Source organism: Kitasatospora sp. NPDC085895 (genome assembly GCF_040702125.1).
Taxonomy (GTDB): domain Bacteria; phylum Actinomycetota; class Actinomycetes; order Streptomycetales; family Streptomycetaceae; genus Kitasatospora; species Kitasatospora arboriphila.
Genome location: NZ_JBFBJY010000008.1, coordinates 93,167 through 107,647, shown reverse-complemented (window position 1 = coordinate 107,647; position 14,481 = coordinate 93,167). Strand labels below are relative to the sequence as shown.

Genomic DNA, 14,481 nt, shown 5'->3' with positions numbered 1-14,481 from the left:
GGGGGCCGCAGTGGGGTGCGGCCCGGTGAGGCTACTGCGCGGTAGGCCCGGTGAGTAGGGGTCGGACGTGATCAGCCGGGGAAGGCGTACACGGTGCTGGCGTGCGCGGCCGGTTCCTCCTGGCCCTCGGCCGTCATCACCACGTCCACGAAGGCGAGTCGGCGGCCCAGCTTGGTGATCCGGGCGGTCACCAGGACGTCCGCGCCGACCACCGCCCGCTGGAAGGTGGTCGACTGCTGGATCGTGGTCATCGGGCCGAATCCGCCGCGGGCCGCGGACACGGCGACCACGGTCGCCGTGTCGGCGGCCGCCATCAGGGCCTGGCCGCTCAGGCCGCCGCCCTCGCGGGCGAGTTCGTCCGACCAGGGCAGCCGGAGCACGGCGTGCCGGTCACCGGTCTCGGTGACGGAGAGCTTGAGCGCCTGCACCCAGGGCGCGAAGTGGTCGGCGAGGATGGTGTCCGCCTCGGCGGTGGTGATCGTCACCGTGCCATTGTGGCGGCGCCCCGCCGGCCGCGCCACGACCGTGCACCGGTGTTCCCGCCCCGGCTACTGCGCCTCGCGCAGCGCCCGCCGGACCAGCTCCGCCAGGTGGACGGCCCGCCGCCCGTCCGCGAGTTGGGCGATCTGGGTGCGGCAGCTCAGGCCGTCCGCGAGCACCACGGTGTCCGGGGCGGCCGCGCGCACCGCCGGCAGCAGCACCCGCTCCGCCGCCGCCACCGACACCTCCCAGTGCCCGCGCTCCATGCCGAAGTTGCCGGCCAGGCCGCAGCAGCCGGAGTCCAGCACCTCGTTGCGCACACCCATCCGCCGCTCCACGCTCCGGTCGGCCGCGGTGCCGAGGACGGCGTGCTGGTGGCAGTGCACCTGGGTGACCGCGTCCGCCTCCAGCCGGGGCAGCGCGACCCCGGTGCCGTCCAGGAACTCGGCGAACGTCCTTACCCGGGACGGCAGTTCGCCGGCCTCTCGGCCGAGCAGCCGGGGCAGTTCCTCGCGCAGCGCCGCGGTGCAGCTCGGCTCCAGGCCGACCACCGGCAGCCCCGCCGGGACGGCTCGCAGGCTGCGCCGCATCACCCGCCGGGCGAGACCGAGTTGGCCGGTGGAGAGCAGGGTGAGCCCGCAGCAGACCGGGCCGGAGGGCAGCCGCACCTCGAAGCCCAGGCGCTCCAGCACCTCGACGGCGGCCCGGGCCGGCTCCGGGTCGAGCAGCTCCGCCATGCTGTCCGGCCAGAGCAGCACCGGCTGCGCACCGGGTCGGACGGGGTGCGCGGCCCGCCACCGGCGGAACCAGGCGGTGAAGGTCTGCTCCGGCAGCGCGGGCAGGCTGCGCCGGGGGTCGATCCCGCCGAGCCGCTTGAGTGCGGCGCCGCCCGGCCCGGACCGCAGCAGGCGGTCGGCGAGCCGCGGGGCGAGGGCGGCGCCACGCAGCCACAGCGGCAGCCAGCCGAGCGCGAGGTGGGAGGCCGGGCGCGGCCGCCACCGGTAGTGGCGGTGCAGGAACTCGGCCTTGTAAGTCGCCATGTCGACATGGACCGGGCAGTCGCTCGCGCAGCCCTTGCAGCCGAGGCAGAGGTCGAGCGCCTCGCGGACCTCCTCCGAGCGCCAGCCGTCGGTGACGAGTTCGCCGCGCAGCATCTCGGCGAGCAGCCGGGCCCGGCCGCGGGTGGAGTGCCGCTCCTCGCCGGTGGCCATGTAACTCGGGCACATCACACCGGAGGAGGTGTCCACGCAGGCGGCGACGCCGACGCAGCGGTGCACCGCCTTCAGCAGGCTGCCGCCGTCCTCCGCGAGGGGCAGCGTGACCGGCAGGTCCCGGCCGGGGAAGCGCAGGTCGGCGTCGAGCGGCCGGGGGTCGACCAGCACCCCCGGGTTGAGCAGGCCGTCCGGGTCCCAGACGCCCTTGAAGCGGCGGAACAGCTCCAGGACCTCCGGCGGGTACATCCGGGGCAGCAGCTCGGCCCGGGCCTGGCCGTCGCCGTGCTCACCGGAGAGCGAGCCGCCGTACGAGACGCACAGGTCCGCTGCCTCCTCCAGGAAAGCGCGGAAGGCGGGCAGCCGGGCGGGATCGGTGAGCGGGAAGTCCAGCCGCAGGTGGACGCAGCCCTCGCCGAAGTGCCCGTACGGGACGCCGCGCAGCCGGTGCCGGGCGAGCAGACCGCGCAGCGCGCGCAGGTAGTCGCCGAGGTGCTCGACGGGGACGGCGGAGTCCTCCCAGCCGGGCCACGCCTCGCCGCCGCCGGGGAGCCGGGTGACGATGCCCGCGCCGGTCTCCCGGATCCGCCACAGTGCGCGCTGCTCGGCGGGGTCGGTGACCACCGCGGCGGTGGCGCGGCCGGCCCGCCGGACGGCCTCGGCGAGGGCCTGCGCGGCCTCGCCGGCGGCCGCCGGGGTGGCGCCGCCGACCTCCAGGAAGAGCCAGCACGCGCCCTCGGGCAGCCGGTCGAGGGCGGCCGGGCGGCGGCCGGCCGCGAGCAGTGCGGCGACCAGGTCGGCGGACATCCCCTCCACGGTGAGCGGGCCCAGCGGGAGCAGCGCGGGCACGGCGTCGGCGGCGGCGCCCTCGTCGGGGTGGCCGGCGACCACCAGGGCGCGGGCCGGCGGGTCGGGCACCAGCCGGACGGTGGCGCCGAGCAGCACGGCGCAGCTGCCGAGGGTGCCGGTCAGGGCACGCGCCAGGTCGTAGCCCTGCTCGGGCAGCAGCGCGTCGAGCGGGTAGCCGGAGCCGCGGCGGGGCAGTGCGGGCATGGCCTGCCGCAGCACGGCCAGGTGGGCGCCGGCGAGGTCCTGCAGGGCGCGGTGCAGGGCGCCCTCGCGGCCGGGCAGCTTGCGCAGCGCGGCGCGGGCGGCGGCGTCCAGCGGCCCGCCGGCGGTGAACTCGGTGCCGTCGGCGAGCAGCACGTCGAGCGCGTGCACGTTGTCCGAGGTGCGGCCCCAGGCCACCGAGTGCGAGCCGCAGGCGTTGTTGCCGATCATCCCGCCGAGGGTGCAGCGGCTGTGCGTGGACGGGTCCGGCCCGAAGCGCAGCCCGTGCGGGCGGGCCGCACGCTGCAGGTCGTCCAGGACGGTGCCGGGCTCGACCCGGGCGGTGCGGGCGTCCGGGTCCACCGAGAGCACCCGCCCCAGCCGGCGGCGGAAGTCCAGCACGACCGCCCCGGGGCCGATCGCCTGACCGCCGATGCTGGTCCCGGAGCCGCGCGGCACCACCGGCACGCCGAACTCGCGGCAGAGCGCGACGGCGGCCCGGACGTCGTCGAGGTCGGCGGGCTTGACCACGCCGCGCGGGACGTGCCGGTAGTTGGAGGCGTCGTGGCCGTAGACGGCGCGTTCGGCGGTGTCGAAGCGCACCTCGCCCCGCAGGGCGGCGGTCAGGGCGCGTTCCAGTCCGGTGGCCATGGGCCGATCATCGCAAACCGGCGGGCCCGCGGTGCCGACCCCGGCCACGGGGTGACGGGGTGTCATCCGGCAGACTCGGCCCATGAGCGACGATCATGCGAACCCGTACCTCGCCCGCCTGCCGATCGGCGAGTCCGTGCCCTTCCCCGCGGACGGCATGCCCGGTTGGGACATCTTCCCGTTCGAGGGCGACATCAAGGTCAAGCCTCTGAAGGCGCCCGAACTGCCCGAGCCGCCCCGGGACGGCGAAAACGGGCCCGCGGACTGCAGCCAGTGCGCCCGGCCCGACGCGGACTTCCTGTGGACGGACGAGCACTGGCGGCTCTCCGGCCCCGGCGAGCCCGCGGCCGTCCCGGCGATCGTGCTGCTCCAGCCCCGGGCCCACCACGACCTCGCCGACCTGCCGCCGGAGCGGGCCGCGGAGCTCGGCCCGATGCTGCAGCGGGTCGAGCGGGCCGTGATGTCGCTCGGCGGGATCGCCCGGGTGCACCAGAACAAGTGGGGCGACGGCGCCGCCCATCTGCACGTCTGGCTGATCGGCCGGCCCGCCGGGATGATGCAGCTGCGCGGCAGCCTGCTCCCGGTCTGGGACGACCTGCTGCCGAAGGTGCCCGCCGAGGAGTGGCGGGAGACCGGCCGCCGGATCGCCGCGGCGATGGCCGCCGACGGCGGCACCGCACACGTCTGAGGCGGGCACGACAAGGGCGCGTGGTTCATCACAAGGGGCGCGTGGGGGCACCTCCAAACCGAAGGCTGGGGAGAACCGCGCAATTCGGATGCGGGCCACCACGCGCATTACGGCTCGGCCCGTGCTGTCGTGACGCCCGCCCCCGGATCCGCGCAGTTCCCCGCGCCCCTGTGCGGCCCCTGTGCGGCAGCCGTACGCCTACCGGCGGCCGGTGACCGCGCCGCGGGCTATGTGCGAGAGCTTGGCGACCTCGAAGGCGGCGTAGGCGCCGCTGGAGAGCAGCGAGAACTTGACGCCCTCGCGGCCGTCCGGCCGGCGGTAGCCCTCGGGCTGGTAGCCGCGGTAGTGCTCGGAGGCCCGCTGGAAGAACTGGGGGCGCTCGGAGCGGTCCACGCAGCCGCCGAGGTCGAAGACGAAGAGGTAGTGCCGGACCATCCTGGTGAACAGCTGCGGCCACAGGGCGGTGGCGTCCGGCGAGCCGGCGAGCAGCTCGAAGCTGCGGGCGTACTGCTCGAACAGGTCGAACTGGCTGGCGCCGGGCGAGCCGACCGGGTTCAGGGTGTGGCGGCGGCGGATGGTGACGCACTCGCGCGGCAGCACGGCCACCCGGCGGGCGGCCAGCATCGCGGCGTGCACCACCGGGATCTCGTCGTAGTGGCCGTCCGGGAAGGCGGGCACGGTGCCGCGGCGCAGCAGGCGGTCCCAGACCAGTGGCGGGGTGCCGAGCAGGGCGGGCCGCTCGGCGGCCGTGGTGACCTCGGGTCCGGCCTCGGCGAGCACTCGTTCGGCGCCGCCGGGCCACACCTTGTCGCGGTAGAACCGGTTGTGGCCGAACTGGAGGACGTCCACCTCGCCGGTCTCCTCCAGCCGTTCGGCGAGCGCGGCGAAGGCGTCCTCGTCGAGCAGGTGGTCGCTGTCGAGGAAGAGCAGGTAGTCGCCGGTGGCGCGGGCGGCGCCGGCGTTGCGGGCGCGGCCGATCCCGACCGCCGCGTTCAGCCGCAGCACGCTGACCCGGGGGTCGCGCATGCCGTAGGCCTCGGCGACGCGTTCCGGGCAGTCCGGTGAGGTGTCGACGACGAGGACGATCTCGAAGTCGCGGAACGACTGGGCGAGCAGTGCGTCGAGGCACTCCTTCAGCTGGCCGTTCCGATCGTGGGCGGGGAGCACGACGGAGATGAGGGTAGCCATGGCGGGGAGGCTAAAGAGGTCTACAGGCCCCCGCAATGTCCCCAAGCGGACCCAATCGCTCCAAATGCGGTCAGAGTCGATCGATCGCATCCGACATCTTCACGCCGCAGCCACGGAATACCGACAATCGGTCACCGGGGGTCGCGGGGAGTGCCGCGTCCGGTGACGAGGCGGAATTCCGGTCGGACGCGGACGCCGCGGGGCACGTGGTCGGTTCCACGGGCCCCGCGGCGTCGGTCGGCTCCGGGCCGGATCAGTACCAGTGGTGCGCCTGCCAGAAGGCCCAGGCGCCGCACGGGCTGCCGTACCGGCTGTTCATGTAGTTGAGGCCCCACTTGATCTGGGTGGCGGCGTTGTCGCGCCAGTCGGCACCGGCCGAGGCCATCTTGGAGGCCGGGAGCGCCTGCACCAGGCCGTACGCGCCGGAGGACTTGTTCACGGCGTGGATGTTCCAGCTGCTCTCGTGGAACACGATGTTGCTGAAGCAGGCCAGCTGGTTGGCCGGCACGAGCTGTGCGGCGATCTGCTTGGGGCTGCCGGTCGGCGCGGCCTTCAGGGCGCTGCGCTGCTGCGAGCGGGACGCGGCCTGTGCCTTGGCCTTCGCGTCCGCGGCGGCCTTGGCATCCGCCGCGGCCTTGGCGTCGGCGGCGGCCTTGGCATCCGCCGCGGCCTTGGCGTCGGCGGCGGCCTTCGCGTCCGCGGCGGCCTTGGCGTCGGCGTCCGCCTTGGCCTGCGCGTCGGCCTGGGCTTGCGCGTCGGCCTGGGGCTGCGCCGGGGCTGCAGCGGCCTGGGTGGCGGCCGGGGCCGCGGCGACCGGGGCGGCCGCGACGGCGGTGGAGGTGTCCTGCGGCAGGGCCAGCGCCAGGATCGCCGTGCCGGCCACGGTCAGCGTACCCACGCTCGCGAAGAAGGCGTGCGGGCGGTGCGTCAGCGACAGGTTCTTGGGGAGCGGGAGCTGCATGGAGGGGGACAACCTCTTCCATCGGTCGGGGGCCGATTCCGGGCACGCGGACATCGCGAAGCGTGTTCGGGAGGAACAGGCCCGCGGAGCCGTGCGGACGGCCTGGGCGCCCCGGCCGGTGGGCCGGAGCGGGCGGGGTGCGCGGCGGAATCGGGCCGCGCTGCCTTGCGACCGGGACATTCTTGACAGACCCGCAGAAACGCGGCAACGAGCTCGGAAACTACGCGGAGTCGTAGACGACGCGGAGCGCCCGGCCCTCCTCCGGGCGCTCCCCGAGCGCTTGGACGGTCCTCACCGCCCACCGCCCGACCGGGCCGTGCACCTCGACTGACCAGCGGTTTCGCAGTTCCGTACGGCCGGCGCCGGGCGGGTGCCCCCGGTCGGCGCCGGGGCCGGGCCGCCGTGACGACTATCGGGGGCAGTAGCCGGCCGCGGCCGTGTGCCGGGCTTCACAGGCGCCGGCCGCCGGGATCGGCGCCCCGTCACCGGCCGGTCACCCAGGGGTGGCCGGCCGCGGCGGAGACGGGGGTCACAGCCGTCCGGCGGCCACCGACACCGCGGCGTGCGGACAGGAACCCGTCCGCCGGCGGGCGGCCCGCCGCGTCCGGACGGCGCGGCCCCCGCGCCCGGGGCGTCCGCGGCGGCCCGGATACTGTCCGCATGATGATCGCGCTCGTCCTGCTGGTGGCCGTCGCCCTGCTCACCCTCGTCCACTGGTACGTCTGGCGACGGACGGTGCGCGACGTCGCCGCCCCCGGCAGCGCCTGGCGCCGCATCGGCACGGGCCTGCTGGTCGTCCTGCCGCTGCTCTCGCTCGGCGCCCTGATCGGCGGCCGGGCCCTGCCGCTGGCCGTCGAACGCTGGCTCGCCTGGCCCGGCTACCTCTGGCTCGCCGTCCTGCTGTACCTGGTGCTGGCCCTGCTGGCCGGCGAGGTCCTCCGGCCGCTGCTGCTGCGCGCCGGCCGCCGCCCCGCCCCGCAGCCGGAGGCCGTGGCGGTCGCCGCCGGAGCCCCGGCCGGTGCCGCCGCCGCCGAGCCCGCGGCGGACCCGTCGGCCGTGCCGTCCGCCGGCGTGGACCGGCCCGCCGACGGACCGGCCGACCCCTCGCGCCGGCTCCTCGTCGCCCGCGGCGTGGCCGTCGCCGCCGGCGCCACCGCCGCGGCCGTGGTCGGCAACGGCGCGTACGGAGTCCTCCGCGGGCCGCGCCTCAAGCACGTGACCGTCCCGCTCGCCAAGCTGCCCCGGCAGGCCCACGGCTACCGGATCGCCGTCGTCAGCGACATCCACCTCGGCCCGATCCTCGGCCGCGCCCACACCCAGCGCATCGTCGACACCATCAACGGCGTCCAGCCCGACCTCATCACCATCGTCGGCGACCTGGTCGACGGCACCGTGGCCGACCTCGGCCCCGCCGCCGAGCCGCTCGCCCGGCTGCGCGCCCGGGACGGCGCGTACTTCGTCACCGGCAACCACGAGTACTTCTCCGGCGCGGCCCCCTGGGTGGAGTTCGTCCGCGAGCTCGGCGTGCACCCGCTGGAGAACGCCCGCACCGAACTCGCCCACTTCGACCTGGCCGGCGTCAACGACATCGCCGGCACCGCCGAGGGCCAGGGCCCCGACTACGACCGGGCGCTCGGCGACCGCGACACCCGTCGCGCCGCCGTCCTGATGGCCCACCAGCCGGTCGCCGTGCACGAGGCCGTCCGCCGCGGCGTCGACCTGCAGCTCTCCGGACACACCCACGGCGGCCAGCTCTGGCCGGGCAACCACCTGGCCGCCCTGGCCAACCCGACCGTCGCCGGGCTGGAGCGGTACGGCGACACCCAGCTCTACGTCACCCGCGGTGCCGGCGCCTGGGGCCCGCCCGTCCGGGTCGGCGCGCCCTCGGACATCACCGTCGTCACGCTCTCCTCCCGGCAGGCCTGACCCGCCGTCCGCCGTTCGCCGGGCCCGACCCGCCGTCCCGCCCTGCCCCGTCCCGCCCTCCCGTCCCGCACCGAGCCGTCTCACAGGTCGGAAATCCCCGTCCCACCTGGTGACACCTCCGTAGGGTTCCCGGCATGACCGGGAACCCCGCGCACCGCCGCTGGCTGATGCTCGCGATCGGGACGGGCGGCCAGACCGCGATGACCACCGTCCTCTACGGCCTGCCGTCGCTGCTGCCCGCCTTCCAGCGGGAGTTCGGCCTCTCGCTCGCCGGGGCCGGCGCGCTCGTCTCGGGCCCGATCCTCGGCATCCTGCTCACCATGGTCGGCTGGGGTCTGGTCGCCGACCGCCGCGGCGAGCGGTTCGCGCTCGCCGCGGGCCTGCTCCCGGCGGCCGCCGTCCTCGCGGTCGCCGCCGCCGTCCGCGGCGCCACCGCGCTCGCCGTGCTGCTCGTCCTCGCGGGCGCCTGCGGGGCCTCCGTCAACTCCGCCTCCGGCCGCCTGGTCATCGGCTGGTTCCCGCCGCACCGGCGCGGCATCGCCATGGGCGTCCGGCAGGCCTCCCAACCGCTCGGCGTCGGCCTCGCCGCCGCCGTCCTCCCGCCGCTCGCCGAACACGCCGGACTCCCCGCCGCGCTCGGCTGCTGCGCCCTGCTGTGCGCGGTCGCCGGCGGCGCAGTCCTGCTGCTGGCCGTCGACCCGCCGCGGCCCCCGCAGACCAGCACCGTCCGCGGGCCCGGCCCCTACCGCGGCGGCCGGCTGTGGCGGCTGCACGGAGCGGCCGCACTGCTCTGCGTCCCGCAGTTCGTGGTGGCCGGCTTCGCCCTGGTCTTCCTCACCGCCGCCCGCGGCTGGCCGGCCGCGACCGCCGGCACGGTCCTCGCGGTCGCCAACCTCGCCGGGGCCGGGGTGCGGCTGCTCGCCGGCTGGTGGTCCGACCGAGTCGGCAGCCGGCTGCGCCCGATGCGGCTGCTCGCCCTGGCCACCGCCGCCGACGTCCTGCTGCTCGCCCTCGGCGCGGCCGCCGCACCGCCGATCGGCACCGCCGCCCTGCTGCTCGCCACCGCACTGACCGTCTCCACCAACGGCCTGCACAACACCGCCGTCGCCGAACACGCCGGCCCGGCCTGGGCGGGCCGGGCCCTCGGCGTCCACGGCCTCGGCCAGCACGCCGCGATCGTCCTGGTCCCGCCACTGACCGGCGCCCTCGTCACCGCCCACGGCTTCGCCCCCGCCTACGCCCTGGCCGCCGCCTTCCCGGTGGCCGCCGCGGCGCTGCTCCCCGGCGAGCCGGCAGCCCCTGCCGGGGAGACGGCCGCGCCGTCCCCCGACGCGGCGTCGGCCGCACCCCGCGCACCGGCCTGACGGGACGCCGGCGCCCCCGTGCGCGGCAGGGCCCGGCCCGTCGGTTCGGCGTCGGCCGAACGGTCGCCGGTCGACAACGGGCGGATGGAGAGCGAACGAACGCAGCCGGCCGGCCGGGAGCTCGCGGCGGCGGCCGGACTGCTCGCGGACGGCACCCGGGCGGCGTTCTGCCCGGCACTGCTCGACGGGCGGGCTCAGGCCGGCGAGCTGGCCCGGCACGCCGGTGTCGCCGCGCCGACCACGACCGAGCACCTCAACCGGCTGGTCGGCGGCGGCCTGCTCGCCGAGGAGCGGCAGGGCCGCCACCGCTACGTCCGGCCGGCCGACCCGCAGGTGGCCGAACCGGTCGAACAGCTCGCCGCGCCGGCCCCGGGCCGCCCCGAACGCCCCGCCACCCTCGCGGCGGACGGCCGCCGGCGCGCCCTCGCCCACGCCCGGACCTGCTACGACCACCTCGCCGGGGGCGGTCGGCGTCGCGATCACCGACGCGATGACCGCCCGGGGCCTGCTCGACCGGACGCACGGCCTGCGGCTCACCGCCGAGGGCGAGGACCGGCTCGGCGCGGCCGGGGTCGCCGTCCCGCCGGGCGGTCGCCGACCGGCCGTGCGGCCCTGCCTGGACCGGACCGAACGCCGTCCCCACCTGGCGGGGGCGGTCGGCGCGGCCCCGTGCCGGCACGCCCTCGCCCAGGGCCGGGTCACCCGGATCGGCACCACCCGGGCGGTGGCCGTCACCCCGGCCGGCCGCCACGCCCTCCACGCGGCCCTGGGCCTGCCCGACGAGGTCCTCGGACCACGGTGACCCACGCACCCCTGACGGGGTCCGGTCTCACCCCAGGCGGGAGACCGGGCGTTCCTCGCCCGGGGGCGGGCTGGCCGGGGGGCCCTCGTCCAGCAGGGCCCGGTACTCGCCGCGCGGCATCGGCACCGCGCCGAGGCTCCGCACGTGCGGGCTGTCCCACTGGACGTCCAGCAGCACGCCGCCGCTCTCGCCGAAGCGCTGGGCGAGGTCGACGACCGCCACCCGGGCGGCGTCGGGCCGCAGGCCCACCATGGAGTCCAGGCTGAGCACCGGCCCGACCCGGACGCCGAAGGCGCCGCCGACCAGTTCCCCGCCGTCCCAGACCTCGATGCTGTGCGCCCGTCCCCGGGCGTGCAGGGTCCGCAGCGCGGTGCGCAGCTCGGGGGTGAGCCAGGCGGGGCTGCGGCCTTCGGCGCAGCGGTCGACGACCTCGCCGAAGGCCTTGTCGGCGGTGGTCGTCCAGTCGTCCCGGTTGCGGAGCCGGCGGGAGAGCCTGCTGCCGAGGCGCGCGCCGCCGACCGGGACGACCGGCCTGGGGTCGGGCGACCACCAGGCGACGCCGTACGCCTCCTCGCCGGCGCCCGCGGGTAAGGCGATGGCGCCCTCGGCGACCTCCTCCTCGTAGCGGGCCTCGTTCATCCAGAGGCCGTACTCGTCCTGGGCGGGCATCGGGAAGGCCCCGGCCCGGTAGCCGGCGAGCAGGGAGTCGGGGCCGAGGTCGGCGCAGAAGGCCACCGGGGTGTCGGCGGGGGCGCGGCCGAGGTCGACCGAGGCCCACCACCGTGCGGTCCCGGTCACGCGACGTGCTCCAGCTGTCCGCTGGCCTCGAGCCGGTCGAGGTAGAAGTCGAGCAGTTCGGCGTCGACGGGCGGCAGTTCGATGCCGGCTCGGGTGAGCGCCCGGGTCGCGGCGGTCCGGGTGAAGTCCGGGAAGGTGGGCCGGAAGTACATCTCGCTGATGGTCATGTCGGTGCCTTCGGCGCGGTCGACGAAGAGCGGGACGAACGGGGTGATCGGGTGCCTCGGGTTGGCGGTGGCGAAGCCGATCAGGCGCCGCACCCACTCCCGGTACGGCAGGTGCTCGACGGGGCGGCCGCGGGAGCGGATCCGTTCGGCGAGGTCGCCGAGGCCGGCCGGGGCGGGGTTGGTCAGGTGCAGCACCCGGCCCTCGGCGGGTTCGCGGGTGGAGACGACCGCGAGGGCGCGGGTGAAGACGTCGGCGGGCACGAAGTCGAGCGGCAGGTCGACGTCGGGGCTGGTGCCGCTGTCCCACAGGTAGCGGATGATCGCGGAGAGTTCGGTGCCGGGGTTGATGACGCCGTGCCGCAGGTCGCCGGTGACGTCGTTGACCCGGTGGACGGTGACCGGCAGGCCGGCCGCGGCCGCGTGGTGCAGCAGCGCCTCGGCGACCCACTTGCTCTCCACGTAGCCGACCGACAGCCGGTCTGCGTGGGCGAGCGGGCTCTCCTCGGTGACCTGCCGGATGCCGGCCGGCCCGTACCCGGCGAGGACGGCCATGCTGGACAGGTAGTGCACGGGGATCGCCCGGGAGTGCCCGGCGAGCCGGATGATCTCGCGGGTGCCGGCCACGTTCGCGGCCCGCAGTTGGTGGTACGGGTAGAGGAAGTTCACCTGGCCGCCGAGGTGGTGGATCAGGTCGACGGTGCCGGCGAGCTGCTCGAAGCGCCGCCGGCCGAGCCCGAGCAGCGGTTCGGCGAGGTCGCCGACGACCGGCACGACCCGGTCGGAGTGCAGGTCGCGCAGCAGGTAGCGCTGGTGGGCGGCGCGCAGCCGCTCCAGGCCGTGGTCCGGGTCGGGGGCGCGGACCAGGCAGTGCACCCGGGCGTCGGTGGTCTCCAGCAGGGCGCGCAGCAGGTGGGTGCCGCAGAAGCCGGTGGCCCCGGTCAGCAGGATGTCGGTGGGCTGGTGCCAGCGCGGGGCGCTGTGCTCGGGGGCGCGGTGCACCGGAACGCCGAGTTCGGCCTCGGCGGCGAAGTCGATCCGCTGGCCGGGCTCCGCGGGCAGGGCGCCGCGGGCGTCCCGGGCGACGGCGGCGAAGCCGCCGAGGGTGGGGTTCTTCAGCAGGGCGCGGGTGAGGGTGCGGATCCGGTCCACCCCGATGCCGAACATGATCCGGGCCCGGGCCAGCATCTCCATCGCGAGCAGCGAGTTGCCGCCGAGTTCGAAGAAGTCGTCGGCGGGGCCGACGTGCTCGACGTCGAGGATCTGCGCCCACAGGTAGGCCAGACCGGCCTGCACGGTGGCGCCGGGGCCCGCGCCGACGCCGACGGTGGCGGTCGCGGCTGCGGGGGGCCTGGAGCCGCGGGCCAGCCCGATCCGGTCGATCTTGCCGCTGGGGGTGACGGGCATCTGCTCGACCGCGACGAAGGCGCTGGGCACCAGGTGGTCGGGCAGCCGGGCGGCGAGGTACTGCCGCAGGTCCTCGGGCCGCCCGTCGCGGGCCGTGTAGTAGGCGGTGAGCACCCGCCCGCCGCCGTTGGCCTCGTCGGCCACCACCCGGACCTCGCCGACCTCCGGGTGCTCGCCGAGGACGGCCTCGACCTCGCCCGGGTCGACCCGGTAGCCGCGGATCTTCACCTGGTCGTCGGCCCGGCCGATCAGCTCCAGGGTGCCGTCCGGCCGCCAGCGGCCGGTGTCGCCGGTGCGGTACATCCGGCCGCCGGGGGTGCCCGCGTACGGCTCGGGGAGGAACCGCTCGGCCGTCAGCTCCGGTTGCTTCCAGTAACCGCGGGCCAGCCCGGGCCCGCCGATGTACACCTCGCCGCGCTCCCCGGGCGGCACCGGGCGCAGCCGGGCGTCCAGCACGTGCACGAAGGTGCCGAGCAGCGGCCGTCCGACCGGGACGGGGGCGTTCGCGGGGGAGGCCAGCAGCTCGGGGTGTATCTCGCACAGCGTCGAGGTGATGCCGGTCTCGGTGAGCCCGTACGCGTTGAGCAACCGGGTGCCGGGCAGCCGGCGCAGCGTCTCGCGGCAGTCCCCGGCGGGGACGGTGTCGCCGCCGACGACCAGCAGTCGCAGCGCGTGCGCGGCGGGGCCGTGTTCGGGCAGCACCGCCAGCAGCCGGTGCCAGTACGTGGGCGTCAGGTCGGCCACGGTGATGCCGAGTTCGGGCAGCCGGTGGGCGAGTTCGATCGGTGCCCACGGGTGCCGCCCGCCGAGCACCAGCGTCGCACCGTTGAGCAGCGGGGTGAATATCTGTTCCAGTGACGTGTCGAAGCCCAGCGCGCCCAACTGGAGCACCCGGTCGGACGGTGACAGAGCGTAGGCCTCGGCGATCCGCGACAGGGTGAACACCATGGTGCGGTGACTGACCGGTACGCCCTTGGGTTCGCCGGTGGTGCCGGAGGTGTAGATCAGGTAGGCGAGGTCGTCCGGGTCGGTGAGGTCGGGCGGCGGCACGGCGGTCGGCGGACCGGCCGACCGGTACGCCTCGACCAGCACGGCCGCGGGGAAGAGCCCGGCGTGGTCACGCGACGTCACCACCGGGCCGCCGCCGGAGTCAGCGGCCAACCGGGCCAGCCGCAGGTCCGGGTGGGACGGGTCGAGCGGCAGGAAGGCGCCGCCGGCCTTCAGCGCGGCCAGCAGCGCCACCACCATGTCGCCGCTGCGCTCCAGGCACACCGGCACCACCGAGTCGGGTCCGACGCCGAGCACGCGCAGTTCCTCGGCCAGCCGGTCGCTGCGGCCGTCGAGTTCGGCGTAGGTGAGCGGTCCGTCGTCGCAGAGCACGGCGAGCGCGCCGGGGCGGGTCGCGGCCTGTTCGCGGAAGAGCGCGTGCACCGTGCGTCCGGGGGCGCCGGGCCCGGTCGGTCTCAGGTCCTGCCAGCGCGCCCGGACCTCGCGGCGGCATTCCGCGCGATCGCCCGGTCCGAATACGCTCCGCCACCCTTCGGGCACCGGGAGTTCGTTCGTCCAAATCGCATACTGTCCATCTCCATTCACCAGGACGAGATGGGGCCCGAAATGGGGGGATTGCGCGTGATTCGACAGCTCCACCGGCGACGACCTCGACAGACGGCGGATGGATTAACCGGAAATATCGGGGAGCGCACGGCCTGCGCCCTGCACGGCCGCGGCCTCCGCCGCCCGCCACGGACCGCCCCCGATAATCTCGACTATAGGCACCCGTGCCTTGCTATG

At 76.2% G+C, this 14,481-nt stretch carries 9 protein-coding genes and 2 pseudogenes; 4 read left to right on the top strand and 7 right to left on the bottom strand.

The genetic code is table 11. The annotated features are described in order from the left end of the window. Positions 1–71: 71 nt before the first annotated feature. Together AB0442_RS07580 and AB0442_RS07575 are read right to left on the bottom strand one after the other, a co-directional pair. On the bottom strand, positions 72–485 hold the full coding sequence (locus AB0442_RS07580; RefSeq protein WP_363538531.1) for a PaaI family thioesterase: 414 nt from the start codon (positions 483–485) through the stop codon (positions 72–74). Positions 486–548: 63 nt separating this feature from the next. Next, the gene (locus AB0442_RS07575; protein WP_366161376.1) at positions 549–3,392 is read right to left on the bottom strand and encodes an FAD-binding and (Fe-S)-binding domain-containing protein; all 2,844 of its coding nucleotides are present in this window, start codon (positions 3,390–3,392) and stop codon (positions 549–551) included. Positions 3,393–3,474: 82 nt separating this feature from the next. Here AB0442_RS07575 and AB0442_RS07570 point away from each other — a divergent pair, with 82 nt between their 5' ends. Next, a complete protein-coding gene (locus AB0442_RS07570) occupies positions 3,475–4,080 on the top strand; it encodes a hypothetical protein (protein WP_366161374.1) in 606 nt (201 codons plus the stop codon). Positions 4,081–4,278: 198 nt separating this feature from the next. Here AB0442_RS07570 and AB0442_RS07565 read toward each other — a convergent pair whose 3' ends face one another. Together AB0442_RS07565 and AB0442_RS07560 are read right to left on the bottom strand one after the other, a co-directional pair. Next, complete coding sequence (locus AB0442_RS07565) at positions 4,279–5,268, bottom strand: glycosyltransferase family A protein (protein ID WP_366161372.1); 990 nt, start codon at positions 5,266–5,268, stop codon at positions 4,279–4,281. Positions 5,269–5,521: 253 nt separating this feature from the next. Beyond that, positions 5,522–6,229, bottom strand: coding sequence for a lytic transglycosylase domain-containing protein (locus AB0442_RS07560; RefSeq protein WP_366161370.1), 708 nt, complete (start codon positions 6,227–6,229; stop codon positions 5,522–5,524). A gap of 660 nt (positions 6,230–6,889) precedes the next feature. Here AB0442_RS07560 and AB0442_RS07555 point away from each other — a divergent pair. From AB0442_RS07555 to AB0442_RS07545, 3 genes and pseudogenes are all read left to right on the top strand, one after another. Further along, on the top strand, positions 6,890–8,155 hold the full coding sequence (locus tag AB0442_RS07555; RefSeq protein ID WP_366161368.1) for a metallophosphoesterase: 1,266 nt from the start codon (positions 6,890–6,892) through the stop codon (positions 8,153–8,155). A gap of 134 nt (positions 8,156–8,289) precedes the next feature. Beyond that, positions 8,290–9,519, top strand: coding sequence for an MFS transporter (locus AB0442_RS07550; RefSeq protein ID WP_366161366.1), 1,230 nt, complete (start codon positions 8,290–8,292; stop codon positions 9,517–9,519). A gap of 84 nt (positions 9,520–9,603) precedes the next feature. After that, positions 9,604–10,321, top strand: a pseudogene (locus tag AB0442_RS07545) (helix-turn-helix domain-containing protein). 27 nt (positions 10,322–10,348) lie between these two features. On the opposite strand, the gene AB0442_RS07540 reads toward AB0442_RS07545, so the two are convergent. The 3 genes and pseudogenes from AB0442_RS07540 to AB0442_RS07530 form a co-directional block, all read right to left on the bottom strand. Continuing rightward, positions 10,349–11,119 carry a GNAT family N-acetyltransferase gene (locus AB0442_RS07540; RefSeq protein ID WP_366161364.1) on the bottom strand — a complete coding sequence of 257 codons (771 nt, stop codon included), beginning with the start codon at positions 11,117–11,119 and terminating at the stop codon, positions 10,349–10,351. Continuing rightward, positions 11,116–14,121, bottom strand: a complete 3,006-nt coding sequence (locus tag AB0442_RS07535) for an amino acid adenylation domain-containing protein (RefSeq protein ID WP_366161472.1) — start codon at positions 14,119–14,121, stop codon at positions 11,116–11,118. Before AB0442_RS07535 ends, AB0442_RS07540 begins: the two co-directional genes overlap by 4 nt. A gap of 72 nt (positions 14,122–14,193) precedes the next feature. Beyond that, positions 14,194–14,337 (bottom strand): annotated as a pseudogene (locus AB0442_RS07530) (MbtH family NRPS accessory protein); the annotation flags it as partial. Positions 14,338–14,481 lie beyond the last annotated feature (144 nt).